The sequence below is a fragment of the Nocardia sp. NPDC051833 genome (genome assembly GCF_040681225.1).
GTDB lineage: Bacteria > Actinomycetota > Actinomycetes > Mycobacteriales > Mycobacteriaceae > Nocardia.
Genome location: NZ_JBFAYK010000001.1, coordinates 2,247,415 through 2,267,836, shown reverse-complemented (window position 1 = coordinate 2,267,836; position 20,422 = coordinate 2,247,415). Strand labels below are relative to the sequence as shown.

The 20,422-nt window shown below is 69.2% G+C and carries 26 protein-coding genes and 1 riboswitch; of the genes, 11 read left to right on the top strand and 15 right to left on the bottom strand.

Annotation, left to right across the window (positions count from 1 at the left end; genetic code table 11):
* The first annotated feature begins 53 nt into the window (after positions 1-53).
* Both AB0L91_RS10230 and AB0L91_RS10225 read left to right on the top strand, forming a co-directional pair.
* Positions 54-1,343 (top strand): adenylosuccinate synthase, encoded by a 1,290-nt coding sequence (locus AB0L91_RS10230; RefSeq protein WP_355274712.1) that lies wholly within the window; start codon positions 54-56, stop codon positions 1,341-1,343.
* Positions 1,344-1,672: 329 nt separating this feature from the next.
* A complete protein-coding gene (locus tag AB0L91_RS10225) occupies positions 1,673-2,545 on the top strand; it encodes a hypothetical protein (protein WP_365008830.1) in 873 nt (290 codons plus the stop codon).
* Between the two features lie 40 nt (positions 2,546-2,585).
* On the opposite strand, the gene AB0L91_RS10220 is transcribed toward AB0L91_RS10225, so the two are convergent.
* On the bottom strand, positions 2,586-2,723 hold the full coding sequence (locus AB0L91_RS10220; protein ID WP_365008828.1) for a hypothetical protein: 138 nt from the start codon (positions 2,721-2,723) through the stop codon (positions 2,586-2,588).
* An 81-nt stretch (positions 2,724-2,804) separates the two neighbouring features.
* Here AB0L91_RS10220 and AB0L91_RS10215 point away from each other — a divergent pair, with 81 nt between their 5' ends.
* Positions 2,805-3,098 (top strand): hypothetical protein, encoded by a 294-nt coding sequence (locus tag AB0L91_RS10215; RefSeq protein WP_357342238.1) that lies wholly within the window; start codon positions 2,805-2,807, stop codon positions 3,096-3,098.
* A gap of 13 nt (positions 3,099-3,111) precedes the next feature.
* Here the strand turns inward: AB0L91_RS10215 and AB0L91_RS10210 are convergent, their stop codons facing one another.
* From AB0L91_RS10210 to AB0L91_RS10200, 3 genes are all read right to left on the bottom strand, one after another.
* On the bottom strand, positions 3,112-3,930 hold the full coding sequence (locus tag AB0L91_RS10210; protein ID WP_365008825.1) for an alpha/beta hydrolase: 819 nt from the start codon (positions 3,928-3,930) through the stop codon (positions 3,112-3,114).
* Between the two features lie 154 nt (positions 3,931-4,084).
* Positions 4,085-4,648 carry an MGMT family protein gene (locus AB0L91_RS10205; RefSeq protein ID WP_365008823.1) on the bottom strand — a complete coding sequence of 188 codons (564 nt, stop codon included), beginning with the start codon at positions 4,646-4,648 and terminating at the stop codon, positions 4,085-4,087.
* 47 nt (positions 4,649-4,695) lie between these two features.
* The gene (locus AB0L91_RS10200; protein WP_365008820.1) at positions 4,696-4,980 is read right to left on the bottom strand and encodes a hypothetical protein; all 285 of its coding nucleotides are present in this window, start codon (positions 4,978-4,980) and stop codon (positions 4,696-4,698) included.
* Between the two features lie 61 nt (positions 4,981-5,041).
* On the opposite strand from AB0L91_RS10200, the gene AB0L91_RS10195 reads away from it, so the two are divergent.
* Positions 5,042-6,544, top strand: a complete 1,503-nt coding sequence (locus AB0L91_RS10195; protein WP_365008819.1) for a PLP-dependent aminotransferase family protein — start codon at positions 5,042-5,044, stop codon at positions 6,542-6,544.
* A gap of 1 nt (position 6,545) precedes the next feature.
* Here the strand turns inward: AB0L91_RS10195 and AB0L91_RS10190 are convergent, their stop codons facing one another.
* Both AB0L91_RS10190 and AB0L91_RS10185 read right to left on the bottom strand, forming a co-directional pair.
* On the bottom strand, positions 6,546-6,902 hold the full coding sequence (locus AB0L91_RS10190; protein ID WP_365008817.1) for a hypothetical protein: 357 nt from the start codon (positions 6,900-6,902) through the stop codon (positions 6,546-6,548).
* 78 nt (positions 6,903-6,980) lie between these two features.
* A complete protein-coding gene (locus AB0L91_RS10185) occupies positions 6,981-8,075 on the bottom strand; it encodes a CaiB/BaiF CoA-transferase family protein (protein ID WP_355274694.1) in 1,095 nt (364 codons plus the stop codon).
* Positions 8,076-8,282: 207 nt separating this feature from the next.
* Here AB0L91_RS10185 and AB0L91_RS10180 point away from each other — a divergent pair, with 207 nt between their 5' ends.
* The gene (locus AB0L91_RS10180; protein WP_355274691.1) at positions 8,283-8,765 is read left to right on the top strand and encodes a DUF456 domain-containing protein; all 483 of its coding nucleotides are present in this window, start codon (positions 8,283-8,285) and stop codon (positions 8,763-8,765) included.
* 1 nt (position 8,766) lies between these two features.
* Here the strand turns inward: AB0L91_RS10180 and AB0L91_RS10175 are convergent, their stop codons facing one another.
* Both AB0L91_RS10175 and AB0L91_RS10170 read right to left on the bottom strand, forming a co-directional pair.
* Entirely contained in the window at positions 8,767-9,633 is an 867-nt protein-coding gene (locus tag AB0L91_RS10175; RefSeq protein WP_365008814.1) for an amidohydrolase family protein, read from the bottom strand.
* A 57-nt stretch (positions 9,634-9,690) separates the two neighbouring features.
* Positions 9,691-11,079 (bottom strand): FAD-dependent oxidoreductase, encoded by a 1,389-nt coding sequence (locus AB0L91_RS10170; RefSeq protein WP_357342248.1) that lies wholly within the window; start codon positions 11,077-11,079, stop codon positions 9,691-9,693.
* Between the two features lie 189 nt (positions 11,080-11,268).
* Here AB0L91_RS10170 and AB0L91_RS10165 point away from each other — a divergent pair, with 189 nt between their 5' ends.
* The 4 genes from AB0L91_RS10165 to AB0L91_RS10150 all read left to right on the top strand — a co-directional run bounded on the left by AB0L91_RS10165 (position 11,269) and on the right by AB0L91_RS10150 (position 14,155).
* Complete coding sequence (locus tag AB0L91_RS10165) at positions 11,269-11,727, top strand: hypothetical protein (protein WP_365008811.1); 459 nt, start codon at positions 11,269-11,271, stop codon at positions 11,725-11,727.
* Between the two features lie 46 nt (positions 11,728-11,773).
* A riboswitch (SAM riboswitch) is annotated at positions 11,774-11,891 on the top strand.
* 17 nt (positions 11,892-11,908) lie between these two features.
* A complete protein-coding gene (locus AB0L91_RS10160; protein WP_365008809.1) occupies positions 11,909-12,325 on the top strand; it encodes a rhodanese-like domain-containing protein in 417 nt (138 codons plus the stop codon).
* A 10-nt stretch (positions 12,326-12,335) separates the two neighbouring features.
* Positions 12,336-13,544, top strand: coding sequence for an O-succinylhomoserine sulfhydrylase (locus tag AB0L91_RS10155; RefSeq protein WP_365008806.1), 1,209 nt, complete (start codon positions 12,336-12,338; stop codon positions 13,542-13,544).
* Positions 13,545-13,615: 71 nt separating this feature from the next.
* Positions 13,616-14,155 (top strand): hypothetical protein, encoded by a 540-nt coding sequence (locus AB0L91_RS10150; protein WP_365008804.1) that lies wholly within the window; start codon positions 13,616-13,618, stop codon positions 14,153-14,155.
* A gap of 10 nt (positions 14,156-14,165) precedes the next feature.
* On the opposite strand, the gene AB0L91_RS10145 is transcribed toward AB0L91_RS10150, so the two are convergent.
* The 3 genes from AB0L91_RS10145 to AB0L91_RS10135 form a co-directional block, all read right to left on the bottom strand.
* Positions 14,166-14,513, bottom strand: a complete 348-nt coding sequence (locus AB0L91_RS10145; protein ID WP_365008802.1) for a hypothetical protein — start codon at positions 14,511-14,513, stop codon at positions 14,166-14,168.
* An 88-nt stretch (positions 14,514-14,601) separates the two neighbouring features.
* Positions 14,602-15,699, bottom strand: coding sequence for an SPFH domain-containing protein (locus AB0L91_RS10140; RefSeq protein ID WP_365008799.1), 1,098 nt, complete (start codon positions 15,697-15,699; stop codon positions 14,602-14,604).
* A 2-nt stretch (positions 15,700-15,701) separates the two neighbouring features.
* A complete protein-coding gene (locus tag AB0L91_RS10135) occupies positions 15,702-15,923 on the bottom strand; it encodes a hypothetical protein (protein ID WP_355274578.1) in 222 nt (73 codons plus the stop codon).
* 114 nt (positions 15,924-16,037) lie between these two features.
* Between AB0L91_RS10135 and AB0L91_RS10130 the strand changes: the two genes are divergently transcribed.
* Both AB0L91_RS10130 and AB0L91_RS10125 read left to right on the top strand, forming a co-directional pair.
* Positions 16,038-16,667: a DJ-1/PfpI family protein gene (locus tag AB0L91_RS10130; protein WP_365008798.1), complete on the top strand. Its 630-nt coding sequence runs from the start codon at positions 16,038-16,040 to the stop codon at positions 16,665-16,667.
* On the top strand, positions 16,664-17,131 hold the full coding sequence (locus AB0L91_RS10125; RefSeq protein ID WP_365008795.1) for a MarR family transcriptional regulator: 468 nt from the start codon (positions 16,664-16,666) through the stop codon (positions 17,129-17,131). Before AB0L91_RS10130 ends, AB0L91_RS10125 begins: the two co-directional genes overlap by 4 nt.
* Before the next feature lie 112 nt (positions 17,132-17,243).
* On the opposite strand, the gene AB0L91_RS10120 is transcribed toward AB0L91_RS10125, so the two are convergent.
* From AB0L91_RS10120 to AB0L91_RS10105, 4 genes are all read right to left on the bottom strand, one after another.
* Positions 17,244-17,792: a YceI family protein gene (locus AB0L91_RS10120; RefSeq protein ID WP_365008793.1), complete on the bottom strand. Its 549-nt coding sequence runs from the start codon at positions 17,790-17,792 to the stop codon at positions 17,244-17,246.
* Between the two features lie 25 nt (positions 17,793-17,817).
* Positions 17,818-18,438, bottom strand: coding sequence for an FMN reductase (locus tag AB0L91_RS10115; protein ID WP_365008791.1), 621 nt, complete (start codon positions 18,436-18,438; stop codon positions 17,818-17,820).
* Positions 18,435-19,526: an LLM class flavin-dependent oxidoreductase gene (locus AB0L91_RS10110; RefSeq protein WP_365008788.1), complete on the bottom strand. Its 1,092-nt coding sequence runs from the start codon at positions 19,524-19,526 to the stop codon at positions 18,435-18,437. The genes AB0L91_RS10115 and AB0L91_RS10110 overlap by 4 nt, the downstream gene beginning before the upstream one ends.
* An 88-nt stretch (positions 19,527-19,614) precedes the next feature.
* Positions 19,615-20,415 (bottom strand): HAD-IIA family hydrolase, encoded by an 801-nt coding sequence (locus tag AB0L91_RS10105; protein ID WP_365008785.1) that lies wholly within the window; start codon positions 20,413-20,415, stop codon positions 19,615-19,617.
* Between the last annotated feature and the right edge of the window lie 7 nt (positions 20,416-20,422).

Below are 20,422 nucleotides of genomic sequence, written 5' to 3'. Positions count from 1 at the left end.
GGCAGGTAGCTGCAGTACACCGTGTGCTGCTGTCGATCTGTAGGAGACGCGAAATGCCGGCAATCGTCCTCATCGGCGCCCAATGGGGCGACGAGGGTAAGGGCAAAGCTACCGACCTGCTCGGTGAGCGGTTGCAGTGGGTCGTTCGTTACCAGGGCGGCAACAACGCAGGCCACACGGTCGTGCTCCCCAACGGCGACAAGTTCGCGCTGCACCTGATCCCGTCCGGCATCCTCACCCCCGGTGTGCAGAACGTCATCGGCAACGGTGTCGTGGTCGATCCCGGCGTGCTGCTCGAAGAGCTGGCCGGTCTCGAAGAGCGTGGGGTGGACACCTCCGGCCTGCTGCTCTCGGCCGACGCGCACCTGATCATGCCGTACCACGTGGCCATCGATAAGGTCGCCGAGCGCTTCCTCGGCAGCCGCAAGATCGGCACCACCGGCCGTGGCATCGGCCCCTGCTACCAGGACAAGGTCGCCCGCGTCGGCGTCCGCGTCGCCGACGTGCTGGACGAGAAGATCCTCACCCAGAAGGTCGAGGCCGCACTGGAATTCAAGAACCAGGTGCTGGTGAAGATCTACAACCGCCGCGCGCTGGACCCGCAGCAGGTGGTCGACGAGGTGCTCGGCCAGGCGGAGTCGTTCAAGCACCGCATCGCCGACACCCGCCTCGAGCTGAACCTGGCGCTCGAGCGCGGCGACACCATCCTGCTGGAAGGCTCGCAGGGCACCCTGCTCGACGTCGACCACGGCACCTACCCGTTCGTCACCTCGTCCAACCCGACCTCGGGCGGCGCGGCGGTCGGTTCCGGCATCGGCCCGAACAAGATCGACACGGTGCTCGGCATCCTCAAGTGCTACACCACCCGCGTCGGCTCCGGCCCGTTCCCGACCGAGCTGTTCGACAACTTCGGCGAGTTCCTGGCCAAGCAGGGCGGCGAGGTGGGTGTCACCACCGGCCGCGCCCGTCGCTGCGGCTGGTTCGACGCGGTGATCAGCCGCTACGCCACGCGCGTCAACGGCATCACCGACTACTTCCTCACCAAGCTCGACGTGCTGTCGGGTCTGGACACCGTGCCGATCTGCGTCGCCTACGAGATCGACGGTGAGCGGGTCGAGCAGATGCCGACCACCCAGACCGAGTTCCACCACGCCAAGCCGATCTACGAGGAGATGCCCGGCTGGTGGGAGGACATCTCGCACGCCCGCACCTTCGAGGAGCTGCCCGCCAACGCGCAGGCGTATGTGCTGCGGCTGGAAGAGCTTTCGGGCGCGCGGATCTCGTGCATCGGCGTCGGCCCCGGCCGCGATCAGACGATCGTGCGCCACGACGTGCTGGGTTGATCTGAGCGCTGGCGCGCTCGAGTCGCGGCCCCTCCTGTCCCGTCGATCAGGCACCGTTGCTTGCTCCTTCGTCGCTTGCGCAACGGCGCCCGATCGACGGGACGGCCGCGACCGCCGCTGCGCGGCGACCCCTCCTCGAGGTCGGGGTTCCGGGGCTGGGTGGGTCGTCGTCGCAGCTCAGTGGTGACACGCGCGAGTGATGTCGACTCGCTATCGATTTGACAGCATCCGCTCGGCTACCGCTATCGTCGCTGCGCGGTACGCGGGGACGTGCCGCACTGTGTCGAGTGTGTGAGTGGGTGTTCGGCGTGATCCGTCGGTCCGATGATGTGAACTCTTCGACGGCGCGGCGGGTCGCTCGCCCGCTCGTCGGCGTGCTGCCGATGGCGCTGGCCGTCGCCTGCGCCGGTATCGCGATCGCGGTGCCGCAGCCGGGGATCAACCCGGAACAGCCCGGCGTGAACACGCCGGCGCCCGCCGACGACGGCCGTTCCGATCTCGCGAACTTCGACGTTCCCGACACCCTGGAGCGCCTCGCCCCCGAGCGCCCGGAATCGCGTCCGGTGCCCGAGTACACCGCCCCGCCGCCGCCGATCGTCATCGAGGAACTGCATCTCCCCGAGCCGGTCGAGCCCGTGGCGCCCATCGCCCCGCCCCCGCGCACCCTGCGCGTCGGCGACTTCACCAGCCCCGTCCCCGACGAGGTTCCCGGCGAGGTCCTCGACGGCGTGAACACAACCGCCGCCGACGTCGAGGCCGCCATCGCGACCCAGGGCCGCTCCATCGGCATCAACCCCAGCCGCTCCGACAAGATCGCCGCCGCGACGGTCGGTGGCGCGCTGGCCGGTGCGGCCCTCGTTGGTGTCCCCGCCGCCGCCGTCGGCGCTGTGGGCGGTGGCTTGATCGGCGCCGGAATCGGTGCCGGTGTCGGCTTCGCGGTCGGTGCCGCGGGCACCGCGGGCGCGACCGCGATCCTCGCCGGTGCGGCCGCCATTCCCACCGCCGGCGCCGGCGCGCTCCCCGCTATCGCCGGCGGCTTCGCCGCTGCGTGGCCGATCGCGGCGGCGACCACAGGGGCGGGCGCCGCGATCGGTGCCGCCGCAGGCGCGGCCGTCGGCGCCGCGGCGCTCGGAATCCCCGCCGCGGCTGCCGGTGCGGTCGCGGGCGGTGTGCTCGGCAGCGGTTACGGCGCCACGCTCTAGACACTGAATCGGGCGGCGCTCGCCTCCCCGCCGCGGTGCTTCAGGCCGCCTGTGAGGTAGTCGGCAGCGGCCAGGAGGCGACTTCACGCGTCCGGCCGGGCCTGCCCGCGGTTTCGACGAGGTCGATGTGCCGGTCGCGGCGATCCACGGTGCGGACGAGCCCAGTTTCGTCGCGCACGGTCGGTCTCCACCGCGCCGCCCTGGGCAGGCCGGACCCGGCGGTAGTACCGTCGAGTCGGGTTTCGGACGGAGGTGACGGATGACGGTGCGCGCGGGTCTGGCCTTGTCAGCGCTGCTGACGCTCGCTGTCGTGTCCGGCTGCTCGTCGCCCAGCGAGACAACGCCGCCACCCAGCCCGGCGCCGGTGAGCTCGGTGCTCCCGCCCGCGCAGACCCTCGCGCCGTCGCAACAGCGCAACGAGCGCATCCGGGGCATGCTGTACACGGCGGGCTGCACCAGCAATGCCTGCGTCCAGACCTACTTCGCCTGCATGGACGGCTACCTCACCGGCGAGCCCTGCCAGTTCTACCGCGATCACCCACCGCCACCCTGATCGGCAGGTCCGTTCAGGGGGTGGCGGTGAGGAAATCGCCGATGGCGGGGGCCAGGATGGAGATCTTCGGGTTGTGGCTCACGCCAGGGAGTTCGGCGAAGGTCGCGTCGGGCAGGGCCGCGGCCGCGGCCTTGGCGCCCCGGGTGAGCATCGGGGAGGTGCGGTCGCCGGCGAGGACGAGGACCGGGACCTTCACCTCGCTCCAGTCGGCGGGATCGAGCGACTTGCCGAGCATGTACGGCCGCATCACCGCCCAGTCGTGGGCCGTCGAATTCGAGGTCGCGGCAAGGTTTTTCCAGAACGGGGTCAGCCGCATCGCGGACACCATCAGCCACGGCATGCCCATCGCCTTGGTCATGTAGTACCGCACCGTCTTGTTGCGCTTGTCCGCGGCGATCATCGGATGCAGCTTGTCGGCCAGATTCTTCGGCGGCACATGGTCTTTCGGGTCGACGACGAACGGCGGCTCGAACGCGACCACCGCGGTCACCCCCGCCACCTCACGCGCGGCGAGCAGTGCCAGCGCGGCGCCCGAGGACCAGCCGAACAGCGCCGCCTGCCCGCCCGCGGCCTCGACCAGCGCGGCGATGTCGGCGATCTCGTTGGCCACGTCGTACACGCCGGGGGAGTCGGCGCTGTCACCGCGCCCGCGCCGGTCGTAGTTGAGCACCGTCAGACCGAAATCGGTCGCCAGGGTCTGCGCGAGCTCGACCATGGTCGTGTACTCGCGGTAGCTGAACGCCCCGCCGATCAGGATGACGGTGCCCGCCGTTCCGTCCCCGACCCGGTCGTAGGCAATCGTGGTGCCGTCGGCCGACGTCACAGTCTGCATCGTGGTTCCTCTCGCATTCGGGCCGTGTGACCACCGGACTCGACGGTACGCGATCGCGTCCATCGCAGGTCGGCACGGGTTTCCCGAGGTGCGCGTGCTGCGTCACCCGCCATGAGGACGGCCCGGCGACCGGGAACTCATCGGTCGGGCCGGGTCAGAACAGCATCGGCTCGCCGAAGCCGGGGGTGCGCTCGATCTCCAGCAGCCGGGCCTTGGTGCCGATGCCGCCGGGTGCGGAGAAGCCGTGCAGCGCGTGGTCGGCGGCGAGCACGCGGTGACACGGGATGATGAGCGGAATGGGGTTGCGGCCCAGTGCCTGTCCGACGGCCTGGGCCGAGCCGGGAGCGCCGAGGCGGGTGGCGATGTCGCCGTAGCTGAGGGTGTGGCCGGGGTCGATGTCGCGGGTGACGGCGTAGACGCCCCGGTAGAACTCGGGCACGCCGCGCAGGTCGACGTCGATCCAGCGCAGGGCGTCCAGCGTGCCCGCTAGGTGCGCGCGGATGCCCGTGATCGCGGCGGTGATCACGGGTCCTGGCTCGTCCTCGACGGCCGGCGCGCCCGCCAGTGGCCTGGTGATCCGGGCGAGCGTCTCCTCCTCGCTCGCCTCGGGCAGCTGGAACCGCACGACGGTGTCGCCGTGCCAGGCGATGGCGCACAGGCCGATCGCGGTGTCGAACAGTGCCGCGGCAACCGGTTCGGTCCGGGTTCCGGAACTCATGAGCACAGTGTGCGCCGACCCGGTGACAGATTCGGGTCCGCCCCCGGTCACGCGGCGAGTGGCCCGCGCTCACCGGCCTTGAGAAGGCCAGTTTCCGGCAACTGGACTGGACTGGTTTCGGTGGCCTTCGGCGCTTCGGTCGGCGGCTCGTCGTCGTGCACCCGCACGGCATCGAGGTCGCGGAAGAGTCGCTGGTCATCATAGGTGCCGAAGGCGCGGTCGTGCGGCGAGGACTGGAACGGCCAGAACGGCAGCTCGCCCTGTTTCGGGGAGAAGTGGTAGACCGCGTATCCGAAGGCGGTGGCGACGGCGAGGGCGAGAAAAGTGGTCATGACGTAAGAATCCTCCGACTGGCCTTGCCTAGAAATATCCACTTACGGAATACTGGACTCCATGGCGACAAGAGTGATCGGCGCGTCCGGCCTGGCCCGCGACCTCGGCCGGTGGCGTGACCCCGAAACCGACGGCGATTCCCCGGAGCGCCGTCCGCACCGGCCCGCCTATCTGGCCCTGGCCGAGGCCATCCGGCTGCTGATCCACGACGGCCGCGCCCCGCTCGGCGTCGCGCTGCCCAGCGAGCGGGACCTGGCCGCCACCCTCGGCGTCAGCCGCACGACGATCACCTCCACCTACTCGCTGCTGCGCGAGCACGGCTACCTGATCAGCCGTCAGGGTTCGCGCAGCACGGTGGCGCTGCCGCCGGCCATCCAGCACGACGGTTCCAAGCCGACCCGCGGCATCATGGCCCTGATGGCGCAGCCCGAGCTGCCGACCATCGACATGACCTACGCGGCGATGTCGGCGCCGCCGGAGCTGCACGACGCGTATTCCGCCGCACTACAAGGCATTCCGGCCTACCTCGGTACGCACGGCATGGACCCGGTCGGGGTGCTGGCGCTGCGCGAGGCGCTGGCCCGCCGCTACACCGCCCGTGGCCTGCCCACCGAACCCGACCAGATCCTGGTGACCCTCGGCGCCCAGCACGGCCTGCGGCTGCTGCTCAACGTCCTCACCTCGCCCGCCGCGCGCGTGCTGATCGAGCACCCCAGCTACCCGAATGCCATCGAGGCCATCCGCGATGTCGGCGCCCGCCCGATCCCGGTGCCGCTGCGGCCCGAATCACCGCACGCCGGTTGGGATCTCGACGGGCTGCGCAGCACCGCCAGGCAGACCGCGGCGACGCTGGCCTACCTGGTCCCCGACTTCAACAACCCCACCGGCCTGCTGCTCGACGCCGACGGCCGCGCCGAACTGGCGGCCATCGCCCGCGACACCAGGATGACCATCGTCGTCGACGAGTCGATGAGCGAGCTGAACCTGTCCGGCGACACCATGCCGCCGCCGGTCGCCGCGTTCGCCAAGGGCCCGGAGATCATCACCATCGGCTCGGCGTCGAAGTCGTTCTGGGGTGGCCTGCGGGTCGGCTGGATCCGCACCAACCAGGCGCTGATCACCAAGCTGCTCGGCATCCGCGCCACTGTCGACCTCGGCACGCCGGTGATGGACCAGCTGGCCACCGTGCACCTGCTCGAGCACGCCGAACCGATCCTGGCGCGCCGTCGCGAGCAGCTGCGTGCCCAGCGCGCCGCCCTGCTCGACGCCGTCGCCGAGGATCTCCCCGGCTGGCACATCACGCCCGGCGCGGGCGGCATGTCGGTGTGGGCGCAGCTGCCGAGCCCGGTGTCGACGGCACTGGCCGCCACCGCGCCCAATCACGGTGTATTGCTCGCCGCCGGACCGCGTTTCGGCGTCCAGGGCGCGTTCGAGCGGTTCCTGCGCCTGCCCTTCACCCACCCGGAGGCCGAGCTGCGCCTGGCCGTGAAGTCCATCGCCGCCGCCTACGACGCGCTGACCCCGCGCGCCGCCGATCCGCTCCAGCCGCTGACCTGCTACTGAGTCAGCCGAATCCGCACGAGTGGTAGGTGGCCGGGTGCGGCCGCACGGTCTCGTACCCGGCGCCGAGCATGAACAGCGTCGAGATCACGATGGCCACGGTGGTGAGCGGCACGGCGACGCCACGCGCGGACGGATAGCGGAACAGCAGCATCAGCAGGCACACCAGCGCGATGGTGGTGGCCGCCAGCAGCCCGGCCGCGAGCCCGTTGAGCAGGCTGACCGTGATCGGGACCGGCAGGTCGCTGCGGCAACGGGATTCGGCGAGCTGCGCGTGGCGATCGTCGAGCAGGGCCTCGGCCACCGCGAAGGCGAGCAGCGCGGCGCCGAAGGTGGTGACCGCGATCAGCGCGGTGAGCACCTTCGGTGGCCGGTGGCCGGTTCGGATCCGTGGCCTGTCGTCGATAGTCGCTGAGACTACCGACGACAGGCCGGAGAATCAGTCAGCCCAGACCGATTCGATCGGTGTCGTCTCCGACGGCGGCGGGGTCGGCACGCCGCCGGGGGTGCGGGAGAACCGCGGCGCGGGCGCGTGCTGGACCACGCCCTCGATCTCGATCAGGCCGGTACGGGCCGCGATGTGCGGATTCTCGGTGGCCTCGGTGAAGGTGAGCACGGGGGTGGTGCAGGCGTCGGTACCGTCGAAGATCGCGGCCCACTCGTCGCGGGTCTTGGTCTTGAACTTGTCCGCGAACAGCTTGCGCAGCTGGTCCTGCCCGTTCGGGTCGAGCTGCATCGGCAGACCCTCCGCGTCGATCTCCAGCCCGGCCAGCAGCTGGGCGTAGAACTGCGGCTCGATCGCGCCGACGGCCATGTACTTGCCGTCGGAGGTCTCGTAGGTGTCGTAGAACGCCATGCCGGTGTCGAGCAGGTTGGTGCCGCGCTCGTCGGACCACAGGCCGACCCCGCGCATGCCCCACATCATGTGCGAAAGGGCAAGCGCGCCATCGACCATCGCGGCGTCGATGACCTGGCCCTGCCCGGAGCTCTGCCGCTCGACCAGCGCGGCCAGCACACCGAACACCAGGAACATCGAGCCGCCACCGAAGTCGCCGACCATGTTCAGCGGCGGCACCGGCCGCTCACCCTTGCGGCCGATGGCGTTGAGCACACCGGTCAGCGAGATGTAGTTGATGTCGTGGCCTGCGCGATCGGCGAGCGGACCGTACTGGCCCCAGCCGGTCATCCGGCCGTAGACCAGGCGCGGGTTGCGGGCCAGCGCGTCGTCGGGGCCGAGGCCCATGCGCTCGGTGACGCCGGGGCGGAAGCCCTCCAGCAGCACATCGGCCCGCTCGACCAGGTCGAGGATCTTGGCGACGTCGGCCGGATCCTTCAGGTTCGCCTCGACGATGGTCCGGCCGCGCCACTGCGGTCGCTCCATGTATCCGGGCATCATGCCGGGACGCTGCACGCGAACCACATCGGCGCCGAGATCGGCCAGCAGTAGCGCGGCGTGGGGACCGGGCCCGATGCCGGCCAGCTCGATGACCTTGATACCCGCGAGGGGTCCCTGCTTGGCGGCGGACTCGCTCACGACTGCACCTCGCTGGCGCTCGGTTCCGTCGTGCGCGATCGCGCGCTGTGCTTCTGGTTCGCTCGCCAAGGCTCGCTCACACCTGACCTCTGTTCATCGTCGAACGGTATTGACACATTGACAATAGCGTCGGGATGGCGAGCCGGGTAGGGCATGGGTCAGAATTCCGGTGGCGCGACTCTGCGCCACAATGGGAGGAACCCGGTAGTGAGCGTGTGGGGTGAGGTCATTGTAGGCCTTGTCATTCTGGTCGGCCTGATCGGTGTGATCGTACCGATTCTGCCCGGCGTCATTCTGATCTTCGCGGCAATCGCGGTGTGGGCCTTCATGACCGGTGGCAGCACCGCGTGGACGGTGCTCGCGATCGCCTCGGTCGCGCTGGTCATCTCCGGCGTCGTCAAGTACACCTGGCCGGGCAGGCGGATGCGCGAGGCGGGGGTGTCGAACAAGGCGCTGCTGTTCGGCGCGGTCCTCGGCGTCGTCGGCTTCTTCGTCATCCCGATCGTCGGGCTGTTCATCGGCTTCGTGCTCGGCGTGTACCTGGCCGAGCTGTACCGGTTGAAGACCAACGAGCTGGCCTGGCCCGCGACGCTGCACGCGCTCAAGGGTGTCGGCCTGTCGATGCTGGTCGAGCTCTTCGGCGCGCTGATCGCCGCCGGTGTCTGGTTCACCGGCGCGATGCTGGCCTGAGTTATTCGATGACCGGCAGCGGGCGGGTGTGCTCGCCCGCGCCGGGCAGTTCGTCGCGGGGGATCGGCACGGTCGGATTGTCGGTGCGCGGGATGGGCGTCGTCGGCAGCGGATCGGCCGTGGACCGGTCCGCGATCGGCAGCCGGTAGAACTCCCTGGCGTTGTCCTCGAGCACCGAGTGCAGGTCGGCGCCGACCACCTGCCAGATCAGTTCGACATCGGCGTCGGCGAACGGCCTGCCCGCCCTGGTGCCGGGCAGGTCGCTGCCGAACATCAGCGCACCGGGGTTGACCGCGTAGATGCGGCGCAGCGTCTCGGCGACGTCCATGTCGACCCGGCCGAAACCGGTGGCCTTCACCCTGGCGCCGCGATCGACCAGATCCAGCAGGTAGGGCAGGCCCTCCTCGGACATGCCGAGGTGGTCGATGGACAGCGCGGGCAGTTTCGAGATCACCGGTTGCAGTGAGGCCAGCATCTGGCCGTCGATGTAGAGCTCCACGTGCCAGCCGGCCAGCTCGTGCGCGCGCAGCGCCTGCAACGTCATCTCGGTGATGTCGGCGGCGGCGCGCTTGAGATTGAACCGGAGCGCGCGCACGCCGGCGCGATCCAGCTCGATGATCTCGTCGTCGGTGGCGTCCAGATCCAGCCGGGTGACCCCGACCCAGTCCTCACCGAGGGCCGCCAGCGCGGCCTTCAGATAGGACTGGTCGGAACCCTGGAACGACGCGCTGACCACCGCACCACCGCGAACATGGAAGTGCTCCATCCGCTTTCGGTAGTCCGCGATGGTGTAGGGGTCGGGCAGATAGCCTTCGTTCTCGATCAGCGGGAACCGCGGATCGATGATGTGGACGTGGGCATCGAACACTTGTACAGAATGCCTCGAGTTCGGCGGAATGGAACAGTTCGGGCCCGACGTCCGTGGCTAGACCTTGTTCGGCTCGGAGGCGCGCAGCATGTCCTCGCGCTCCACGACCTTGACGCGCTCACGGCCTTCGGGCTCGCCGAGGGCGCGCTCGTGGGCGTCGAGGCGGTACCAGCCCGCCCAGGTGGTGAACGGGATGCCCTTGCTCTCGAGGAACGTGGTGACCGCGTCCAGCTCGGGCTGCGGCGCCGGGGCGAAGTCCTTGGCGTCGTCGAGCAGGCAGGCGATGGTCTCGTTGGCGTCGCCCTTGGTGTGGCCGATGAGGCCGACCGGGCCGCGCTTGATCCAGCCGGTCACGTAGGTGGCGGGCATGAAGCGGGCGTCGCCCTCGGCGGTCTCGTCGGAGATCACGCGACCGGCCTCGTTCGGCACGGTGCCCGCCTGGTCGTCGAACGGCAGCTGGGTGATGTTCTGCGACAGGTAGCCGACGGCGCGGTAGATGGCCTGCACGTCCCACTGCTTGAACTCGCCGGTGCCCTTGACGTTGCCGGTGCCGTCGAGCTGGGTGCGCTCGGTCTTCAGACCGACGACCTTGCCGTCCTCGCCGATGACCTCGGCCGGGGACTCGAAGAAGTGCAGGAACAGCTTGTGCGGGCGGTTGCCCTGATCGCGGATCGCCCACTGCTCGAGGGTGTTGGCGACCATGTCGACCTGCTTGGAGTTGCGGCGCGCGGCTTCGGAGCCCTCGTCGTAGTCGATGTCCTCGGGGTCGACGATGACCTCGATCGTCGGCGAGTGGTCGAGTTCGCGCAGCTCGAGCGGGGTGAACTTGGCCTGGGCGGGACCGCGACGGCCGAAGACGTGGACCTCGACGGCCTTGTTGGCCTTCAGGCCCTTGTAGACGTTCGGCGGGATCTCGGTCGGCAGCAGTTCGTCACCGGTCTTGGCCAGCACACGGGCGACGTCGAGGGCGACGTTGCCGACACCGAGCACGGCCACCTTCTCCGCCTCGAGCGGCCACGAACGCGGCACGTCGGGGTGCCCGTCGTACCAGGACACGAAGTCCGCGGCACCGTAGGAACCGTCGAGGTCGATACCCGGGATGGGCAGGGCGCGGTCGGCGTTGGCGCCGGTGGAGAAGATGACCGCGTCGTAGAACTGACGCAGGTCGTCGAGGGTGATGTCGGTGCCGTAGTCGATGTTGCCGAGCAGGCGCACCTGGTCCTTGTCGAGGACCTTGTGCAGGGCGGTGATGATGCCCTTGATGCGCGGGTGGTCGGGCGCGACGCCGTAGCGGATCAGGCCGAAGGGCGCGGGCATGCGCTCGTAGAGGTCGATGCTGACATCGGCATCGGACTTCATCAATGCGTCGGCGGCGTAGATACCGGCCGGTCCTGCGCCCACGATCGCAATGCGGAGCGGGCGGGTCGCTGCACTCTGTTCGGTCATTTTCTACGCGCACCCTTTGGTCGAGAACTGTTGACGGCGTCAATTTAGCTTAGGCTAAGTTGACGATCCGGCTGCTGGCAGCCGCCTTCGAGATCGGCGGCACACCGCATTCTGGCGATTCTATCTGCGGCGTTGTGGCCACCCGGCGTGCGGTGTGGTTGCCCGCACCTGGTCTGTCAGGATTACAGCATGAACGAGGAGCAGACAGGCTCGGAAGACCAGCCCATCGTGGTGGATCAGACCGACAAGCGTTCCATCGTCCCGTTCGTCGCGGCCGCGGTGATCGCGGTGATCGTGCTCGTCGGCATCGTGCTCGGCGGGCTGCTCTCGCCCGCTGAGAAAAATGTCACAGAGGCCGACCGGCTCGCGGCCGCCGTCACCAACTATATCGACGCGCGCTCGCGCAGTGAGCTGCGTCCGCCGCCCGGTGTCGCCTGCCCCGGCTTCGACGAGGAGAAGTCGGGCCTGTCGGAACGGCTCGGTGGCCCGAAATCGGAAGTGACGATCGACAAGAAGGGTTTCGACAAGGCGACGGTGAACGGCGACCGGGCCAAGATCGACGCCACCGTGCGGATCGGCGACACGGCGTCCACCAGCACCTGGAACCTGACCAGGGTGGATGGCAACTGGCTGGTCTGCACCCCGTAGAACTGTTTGACACGGTGACCTCCGCCGGGGCAATCTCAGATCGCAAGGTCATGAGTACCAGCGCCAAGCCCCGGCTCGCTGGTCGGCAACCCTCCTCCGCGGTGGGGTGCTCCGGGTGACGACCTGGCCGTGTGCCCGGAGAACCGGCACGGCAAGAGCGGATTCACGCAGGAGGTTCGACATGACTTACGCCGGCGACATCACCCCTGAGAAGGCGTGGGAGATCCTGACCGAGCACCCCGACGCGGTGCTGGTCGACGTGCGCACCGAAGGCGAGTGGGCACAGATCGGCATCCCCGACACCAGCTCGATCGAGCGTCCGGCCCACTTCATCGAGTGGGTCGACGGCACCGGGACCCGCAATCCGAACTTCGGCGCGCAGCTCGAGCAGGCGCTGGCCGGGCGGCCGGACGACGCGCCCGTGGTGTTCCTGTGTCGCTCCGGTCAGCGCTCCATCGGAGCGGCGACGGTGGCGACCGCGGCGGGCATCACCCCGTCCTACAACGTGCTGGACGGTTTCGAGGGCGGCCCCGACGCGTTCGGGCAGCGCGGCAGCGTCGGCTGGCGCGCGGTCGGCCTGCCGTGGCGTCAGGCATAAGGAGAAACGCATGATCACCGGTGGTTCGTTCGACAAGCCACTGCCCGAGGGCGTCGGCCCGGCCACCCTCGGCGTCCGCGGCGGTCTGCGCCGCTCCGGCTTCGAGGAGACCTCCGAGGCGCTCTACCTGACCTCGGGCTTCGTCTACGAGAGCGCCGAGGCCGCCGAGGCGTCGTTCACCGGCGAGGTCGAGCACTTCGTCTACTCCCGCTACGGCAACCCGACGGTGGCTATGTTCGAGGAGCGCATCCGGCTGCTCGACGGCGCCGAGGCCGCGTTCGCGACCGCGTCCGGCATGTCCGCGGTGTTCACGGCGCTGGGCGCGCTGCTGAAGGCGGGCGACCGCCTCGTCGCCGCCCGCAGCCTGTTCGGCTCCTGCTTCGTGGTGTGCAACGAGATCCTGCCGCGCTGGGGCGTGGAGACCGTCTTCGTCGACGGTGACGACCTCGAGCAGTGGGAACAGGCGCTCTCGGTGCCCACCCAGGCCGTGTTCTTCGAGACCCCGGCCAACCCGATGCAGACCCTGGTGGACGTCCGCAAGGTCACCGAGCTCGCGCACGCCGCGGGCGCGAAGGTGGTGCTGGACAACGTCTTCGCCACCCCGCTGCTGCAGCGCGGCTTCGAACTCGGCGCCGACGTGGTGGTCTACTCCGGCACCAAGCACATCGACGGCCAGGGCCGCGTGCTCGGCGGCGCGATCCTCGGCGCCCAGGACTACATCGACGGCCCGGTGAAGAACCTGATGCGCCACACCGGCCCCGCACTGAGCCCGTTCAACGCCTGGACCCTGCTCAAGGGCCTGGAGACCATGCCGCTGCGCGTGCGCCAGTCCACCGAATCCGCGCTGAAGGTCGCTCAGTTCCTGGAGACGAACAAGTCCGTGAACTGGGTGAAATACCCCTTCCTGGAATCGCATCCGCAGCACGCCCTCGCCACCGCGCAGATGTCCGGCGGCGGCACCGTCGTCACCTTCGAGCTGGCAGGCGACGACGGCAAGAAGCGCGCCTTCGAGGTCCTGAACCGCCTGCGCATCATCGACATCTCCAACAACCTCGGCGACGCGAAGACCCTGATCACCCACCCCGCCACCACCACCCACCGCGCGATGGGCCCCGAGGGCCGCGCGTCGATCGGCCTGTCCGACGGCGTGGTCCGCATCTCGGTCGGCCTGGAGGACATCGAGGACCTCCTCGGCGACCTCGACCACGCCCTGAGCTGAAACCCGCTGCGCGCCAGCCCATCGACGGTCATCGACCGCCGGATGTGCTGGCGCGCTGCTAGTTTCGGGTGATGGACGCGGAAGAACGTCAGGCCTACTACGCCGAGAACGATCGCCGTCGGCAGCGGGCGAAAGAGCTCTTCGACGAGCGCACCTGGACTTTCCCGATCGACGACGCGATCGTGGCGTGGGCGGGCCGGACTTTCACCGGGCCCGCCGCCGAGCTGCCACTGCGTGAGGAGCATCGGGGCCCGTGGTCGGCCGAGGTCGGTTACGCCACGGCCATCGGGCTCACCGGGGTCATGGGGAAGATTCTCGATCGCGCGGTCGCCGACGGCATCGTGTCGCTGCCCGAACCGGGTCGGATCGACTCGGCCTACTCGACGCGGCACGAGTACTACGAGACCACCGACGGCATCGGTTACGGCTTCTACCCCGCCCGGACCGACGAGCTGATCGTCTACAGCGGCTCGGCGGTGAAGTTCGAGGCGATCGAGCGATGGCCCGAGGTCGGCCCTGGGGCCGCGGTGCGGGTCGTGCGCGAGGTGATCGCGACCTTCGATACGCCGCGGCCGGGGTTCCAGCAGGCTCCGTCGAACTGGCGGGGCTGATCCGGCGGCGCTACAGGGGGACCGCCGTTTCGAGGATCCCGATCACCTCGTCGACCTGGCCGATGACGAAAAGCTCGGTGCCGGTATCGGTCTCGATGAGCAGGCGGGTGCGCAGGCCGCCGCTGAACAGGCCGCCGTCCGGGCTCTGCCTGCCGACGGCGCGCACCTGGCTCAGTGCCACCTCCCAGCGCTTGCCGCCGGTGAGCGCGTCCAAGTGGTTGGGCACGAAGAGCAGGCGGGCTCCGGTCAGGTAGAGACGTCCGCCGACGGCCCTGCCGCCCTGCGTTCGATTGGCGAGTTGCTGCCAGATCACCTTCTCGGAGGCGTCCAGCTCGGGGCTGCCGATCCACAATCCCATCAGTCATTCCTTGCGTCGATCCGGCGTTCGTGCCAGAGAATCGACATCCGGCCGGGCGCCGTTAATGGCGCCCGGCCGGATGCCGGGATCAGGCGTTGTCGGTATCGCCGTTCGACAGCGCCTTCTGCAGGGAGTTGAAGACGGTCAGCCCCTGGCCGACCATGCCGTTGACCAGTTCGCCGACGCCGTCGGGGCCGTTGAGGACGGTGAGATTCGCGTTGGCGAGGCCGTTGGAGGCCTGCTTGACGATCTCGGGCAACTGCTCGATGAGCAACTGGTCCAGGGCGATCCGGTTGTTGGAGGCGGCGGCCTCGGCCTGGATGCGGGTGCGGTCGGCCTCGGCCTCGGCGAGGATGCGGACGCGTTCCGCCTCGGCCAGTGCGGGTTTCACGACTTCGGCCTGCAGTTCCTGTTCCCGCAGTTCGGCGTTCTTGCGGGCCTGCTCGGCCTGGGCGGTGAGGACCTCCTGCCGGGCGATGGCATCGGCGAGCGGACCCGCCTGGGCCGCTTCGGCATTGGCCTTGTCGATGTCGCGCTGGTACTGCGCCTTGAGGATCGAGGTCTCCCGCTCGTACTCGGCCCGGCGGCGCAGCGACTCCTGCTCGGCCTCGGCGGCGCGCTGGGCGGCCTGGGCCTGGGCGATCTGGGCGTCGCGCTGCACGGCCGCGTTGTGCGGTGCGGCCAGGGCGTTGATGTAGCCGAGGTTCCCGTCGTCGATCGACTGGATCTGGAACGAGTCGACCCACAGGCCGATATTGCCCATCTCCACCTTCGAGGCGAGCAGGACCTCGTCGGCCAGCTTCTGGCGCTCGCGGATGATCTCCTCGACCGTCATCGAGCCGACGATGGAGCGCAGGTGGCCGGAGAAGATGCGGCCGGTGAGCACCGACATCTCCTGCTCCTGCTCGGACAGGAAGCGCTGGGCCGCGTTGACGATCGAGGAGGTGTCGTTGGCGACCTTGAAGGCGATCACCGCGCGCACGTCGAGCTGGATGGCCTGTTTGGTGACGCAGCGTTCCCTGATCTCGGATTCGAACATGGCCAGCGAGAGGTAGCGGACCTTGCGGAACAGCGGCACCACCCAGGCGCCGCGGCCGATGACCACCTTGAAGGGGGCGTTGTCCTTGGTCTTGGCGCCGCTGACCAGCATCGCCTCGTCGGGATCGGGAACGTGATAACCCAGCATGTTCAGTCCTCCTTGGTGAGCGGAATCCAGGCGACGACGTCGACCAGCCGGCCGGGATGCACCGCGACGATCAGTACGGTGGCGCCGGCCGCGAGCGGCTCGTCGGCCCGCGCGAGGTAGGTCTCGGTTCCCCCGCGGATCGCCACGAGTACCTCGCCCAGCGCGCCCGCGGCCCGGATCGGTGACGTGAGGGTGCCCGTCAGGCCGTGTACCGGGTCGGTCATCGCGCTGAGTCTCCTTGTCTCGCACCGAGTGACGTCAGCGTACGGCGGACGGCCTTTCGGTGGGTTTCAATTTTCTTATTGACAGCAAGCTGTCAAATATGACAGGATACTGTCATGACGATGCGAACAGTTCACATGGCCGTGTACAACACCCTCGCCGACTGGGAGGTGGGTGCCGCCACCGCGCAGCTCGCCAACGGCAGCTGGCATCGCGAGCCGGGTACTTTCCAGGTGACGACGGTCGGGTTGACCACCGAGCCGATCACCACGATGGGCCGCCTGCGGGTCACGCCCGACCTCGCGCTGGCCGATCTCGATCCGGCCGACAGCGCGATGCTGATCCTGCCCGGCGCCGATCTCTGGGAGGGTGAGGAGCTGGTGCCGTTCGCGGACAAGGCGCGCGAGTTCGTCGCCGCGGGCGTGCCGGTCGCGGGCATTTGCGGCGCCACCTTCGGCCTGGCCAAGGCGGGCCTGCTCGACGACCGCGCGCACACCTCCAATGCCGCCGAATACCTTGTCTACAGCGGATACTCGGGCGCCGAGCACTATGTCGACGCACCGGCCGTCACCGACCGGGACGTGATCACCGCCGACGGCATGTCGCCGTTCGAGTTCGCCAGGGAGGTCTTCACCCGGCTCGAGGTGTCCGAGCCGCACGTCATCGAGGCGTGGTACCAGCTGTTCGCGCACCGCGACCCGGCGGCGTACGCCGTGCTCGCCGAATACGAAGCCGCACACGCGTGACAGCCCGCGACCAGGAACTCTTCTCCACGGCGGCGATCACCTCGTTCAAGCTCAACGGCCAATTCCTCGCCATCGCCGAGGAATTGGCCGCCCCCGCCGGCCTGACCGCCGCGTGGTGGCAGGTGCTCGGCGCCGTGCTCGCCGAACCGCTCCCGGTCGCGGGCATCGCCCGCGCGATGGGCATCACCCGCCAGAGCGTGCAGCGCATCGCCGACCTGCTCGTCGACAAGGGCCTGTGCGAGTACCGCCCCAACCCGGCGCACAAGCGGGCCAAGCTCGTCGCGGCGACGGAATCGGGCCGCGCGGCGGTGCAGCGCATCAACCCGCAGCACGCGAAACTCTCCCACCGTCTCGCCGAGGAACTCGGCCCGGCGGAGTTCGCCTCGATCGTCGCCGCACTGACCCGACTGTCCGTCGCGGTCGACGCGATCACGGCCGAGGATCGAAACGACGGCGCCCTCTAGCCGAATGTCATCGGTCCGCGGAAGCCGCGAGACAGCCTATCGCCGGGTCGGTGGCAGCACGGCGCCCCCGTCACCACTGTGGTGACGGGGGCGTCGGGAGGTGGGGCCGGGGTCAGCTCTGGAGGCCGACCTCGATCTCGAGGGTGAGGGTGATCTTGTCGCCGATGACCGCGCCGCCGTCGGGGAGCGGCATGTCGATGTCGAGGCCGAAGTCGCGGCGGGAGACGACGGTCTTGGCTTCGAAGCCGGCGACCGGGCCGTTGCCCATGCCCGCGTTGACGCCGAGGAACTCGACCTCGAGGGAGACCGGCTTGGTGTTGCCGCGGACGGTGAACTCGCCGTCGACGACGAAATCGCTGCCCTCGCCGCGGAATCCGGTGGACTTGAAGGTCATCACCGGGAACTGCTCGGCGTGGAAGAAGTCGGCGGTGCGCAGGTGGCCGTCGCGCTGGGCGTTGTCGGTGGTGAGGGAGTCGACACGGATCTCGGCGGTGGCCGAGGCGGAGCCGTCCGCGCCGATGACGAGGGCGCCGTCGAAGTCGGTGAAGCGGCCGCGGACCTTGCTCACCATCAGGTGGCGGACCGAGAAGCCGACGGTCGAGTGGGTGGGGTCGATGGCCCAGGTGCCCGCGGTGAGGCCGTTGGCGATGGCGGTGGTCATGGGAACTCCTTGTGGGGGTTGGGTTCTAGCGCGGAAGGTTGGCGGCGAGCAGATCCGCGAACGGGGTCGGCTCGTCGTACGGGTCGGCGGGTCCGGTGGCGGGCCTGCCGAGGATCTGGGTGGCGAATTCGGCCGCGGCGCGGTCGATCCTGTTGTTGAGCGACTGGTCGGCGCCGTTGGCGCCCCAGTCCGTCGACGCGGCGTACACGGCGGTGGGTACGACGATCGAGCGCAGGTAGGCGAACAGCGGACGCACCGCGTGTTCGAGAGCGAGCGAGTGCCGTTCGGTCCCGCCGGTGGCCCCGGCCAGCACCGGCTTGCCCGCGAGCGAATCCGGTTCCAGCACATCGAAGAAGGTCTTGAACAGACCGCTGTAGGAGGCACTGAAGATCGGGGTCACCGCGATCAGGCCGTCGGCGGTGACGACCTGATCGATCGCCGACCGCAGCGACGGGGCCGGGAAGCCGGTGATCAGGTTGTCGGCCAGGTCGCGGGCGTGATCGCGCAGGTCGACGAAGTCGAGTTCGACCTCGCCCCCGGCGGCGCGCAGCTCGCGGGCGGTGGCGGTGGCCAGCCGGTCGGCCAGCAGCCGGGTCGACGAGGGCTGCGAGAGCCCGGCCGACACCACCGCGATACGGGTCGTCATGCGGTCACCTCCGTGGACGTCTTGGCGGCGAGCAGTGATTCGTGGGTCGGCGCGTCGGGGACGTGTGCGGGACGTCCGGCGGCGAATTCCTTGCGCAGCACCGGAATCACTTCCTCGCCGAGCAGGTCGAGCTGCTCGAGCACCGTCTTCAGCGGCAGGCCGGCGTGGTCGACCAGGAACAGCTGGCGCTGGTAGTCGCCGAAGTGCTCGCGGAAGGTGAGCGTCTTCTCGATGACCTGCTCCGGGCTGCCGACGGTGAGCGGAGTCTGCTCGGTGAACTCCTCCAGCGACGGGCCGTGTCCGTAGACGGGCGCGTTGTCGAAGTACGGGCGGAATTCCCGGATCGCGTCCTGGGAGTTCTTGCGCAGGAACACCTGCCCGCCGAGGCCGACGATGGCCTGGTCGGCGCTGCCGTGGCCGTAGTGCTCGTAGCGGCGCCGGTACAGCTCGATCAGCCGCTGGAAGTGGTCGGTGGGCCAGAAGATGTGGTTGGCGAAGAAGCCGTCACCGTAGTAGGCGGCCTGCTCGGCGATCTCCGGGCTGCGGATGGAGCCGTGCCAGACGAACGGCGGGACGTCGTCGAGCGGGCGCGGGGTGGAGGTGAACGACTGCAGCGGGGTGCGGAACTTGCCCTCCCAGTCGACGACGTCCTCGCGCCAGAGCCGGTGCAGCAGGTGGTAGTTCTCGATGGCCAGCGGGATGCCGTCGCGGATGTCCTTGCCGAACCAGGGGTAGACCGGGCCGGTGTTGCCGCGGCCGAGCATCAGGTCGACCCGGCCGTCGGCCAGGTGCTGCAGCATCGCGAAGTCCTCGGCGATCTTGACCGGGTCGTTCGTGGTGATCAGCGTGGTGGAGGTGGACAGCGTGATCTTGTCGGTGCGGCCCGCGATGTAGCCGAGCATGGTGGTCGGCGAGGACGGCACGAAGGGCGGGTTGTGGTGCTCGCCCATCGCGAACACGTCGAGCCCCACCTCCTCGGCCTTCTGCGCGATCGCGACCATCGCCTTGATCCGCTCGGCCTCGGTGGGAGTGCGGCCGTTCGTGGGATCGGTGGTCACATCGCCCACGGTGAAGATTCCGAACTGCACGGGCCCTCCTCGACTCGCTTTGGTTGCCATGGCAACTATAACCAGCGAGGGTGGGAACCTATTCCGCTGTGAGGCAGCTCACATCCAGCTACTCCCGGAAGGGGGTGCGGGTGCGGCCGATCAGGTCGGCGACCGAGTCGACGACCAGGGTGGGGCGGAAGGGGTACTTCTCGACCGAGGTCTTGGTGGAGATGCCGGAGGTGACCAGGATCGTGCGCAGGCCGGCTTCCAGGCCGGAGATGACGTCGGTGTCCATGCGGTCGCCGATCATCACCGTGGTCTGCGAGTGGGCGCCGATCCGGCGCAGGGCCGAGCGCATCATCAGCGGGTTCGGCTTGCCGACGTAGTAGGGGTCCTTGCCGGTGGCATGGGTGATCAGCGCGGCGACCGAGCCGGTGGCTGGCAGCACGCCGTCGCGGGACGGGCCGGTCGCGTCGGGGTTGGTGGCGATGAAGCGGGCGCCGCGATCGATCAGCCGGATCGCGGTGGTGATCGCCTCGAACGAATAGGTGCGGGTCTCGCCGAGGACCACATAGTCGGGATCGACATCGGTGAGGACGTAGCCGATCTCGTGCAGCGCGGTGGTCAGGCCGGACTCGCCGACCACGTACGCGGTGCCGTTGGGTCGCTGATCGTCGAGGAAGGTGGCGGTGGCCAGCGCCGAGGTCCAGATGGATTCCTCGGGGATGTCCAGGCCGGTCTGGCGCAGCCGGGCCTGCAGATCGCGCGGGGTGCGGATCGAGTTGTTGGTGAGGACAAGGAACGGGATCTCGTTGTCGCGCAGCTCGGCGAGGAATTCGTCGGCGCCCGGGATCAGTTGATCCTCGTGCACCAGCACGCCGTCCATGTCGGTCAGGTACGACAAGATCTGCTCATCCTTGGCGGTCACCAGCTAA

Bases quoted from the DNA above. Each gene is read 5' to 3' on its own strand.
- AB0L91_RS10230 (WP_355274712.1), top strand. From the start codon at position 54: ATGCCGGCAATCGTCCTCATCGGCGCCCAATGGGGCGACGAGGGTAAG.
- AB0L91_RS10215 (WP_357342238.1), top strand. From the start codon at position 2,805: ATGACGGTGCGCGCGGGTCTGGCCTTGTCAGCGCTGCTGACGCTCGCT.
- AB0L91_RS10210 (WP_365008825.1), bottom strand. From the start codon at position 3,930: ATGCAGACTGTGACGTCGGCCGACGGCACCACGATTGCCTACGACCGG.
- AB0L91_RS10205 (WP_365008823.1), bottom strand. From the start codon at position 4,648: ATGAGTTCCGGAACCCGGACCGAACCGGTTGCCGCGGCACTGTTCGAC.
- AB0L91_RS10200 (WP_365008820.1), bottom strand. From the start codon at position 4,980: ATGACCACTTTTCTCGCCCTCGCCGTCGCCACCGCCTTCGGATACGCG.
- AB0L91_RS10195 (WP_365008819.1), top strand. From the start codon at position 5,042: ATGGCGACAAGAGTGATCGGCGCGTCCGGCCTGGCCCGCGACCTCGGC.
- AB0L91_RS10170 (WP_357342248.1), bottom strand. From the start codon at position 11,079: ATGACCGAACAGAGTGCAGCGACCCGCCCGCTCCGCATTGCGATCGTG.
- AB0L91_RS10165 (WP_365008811.1), top strand. From the start codon at position 11,269: ATGAACGAGGAGCAGACAGGCTCGGAAGACCAGCCCATCGTGGTGGAT.
- AB0L91_RS10160 (WP_365008809.1), top strand. From the start codon at position 11,909: ATGACTTACGCCGGCGACATCACCCCTGAGAAGGCGTGGGAGATCCTG.
- AB0L91_RS10155 (WP_365008806.1), top strand. From the start codon at position 12,336: ATGATCACCGGTGGTTCGTTCGACAAGCCACTGCCCGAGGGCGTCGGC.
- AB0L91_RS10150 (WP_365008804.1), top strand. From the start codon at position 13,616: ATGGACGCGGAAGAACGTCAGGCCTACTACGCCGAGAACGATCGCCGT.
- AB0L91_RS10145 (WP_365008802.1), bottom strand. From the start codon at position 14,513: ATGGGATTGTGGATCGGCAGCCCCGAGCTGGACGCCTCCGAGAAGGTG.
- AB0L91_RS10140 (WP_365008799.1), bottom strand. From the start codon at position 15,699: ATGCTGGGTTATCACGTTCCCGATCCCGACGAGGCGATGCTGGTCAGC.
- AB0L91_RS10135 (WP_355274578.1), bottom strand. From the start codon at position 15,923: ATGACCGACCCGGTACACGGCCTGACGGGCACCCTCACGTCACCGATC.
- AB0L91_RS10130 (WP_365008798.1), top strand. From the start codon at position 16,038: ATGACGATGCGAACAGTTCACATGGCCGTGTACAACACCCTCGCCGAC.
- AB0L91_RS10120 (WP_365008793.1), bottom strand. From the start codon at position 17,792: ATGACCACCGCCATCGCCAACGGCCTCACCGCGGGCACCTGGGCCATC.
- AB0L91_RS10115 (WP_365008791.1), bottom strand. From the start codon at position 18,438: ATGACGACCCGTATCGCGGTGGTGTCGGCCGGGCTCTCGCAGCCCTCG.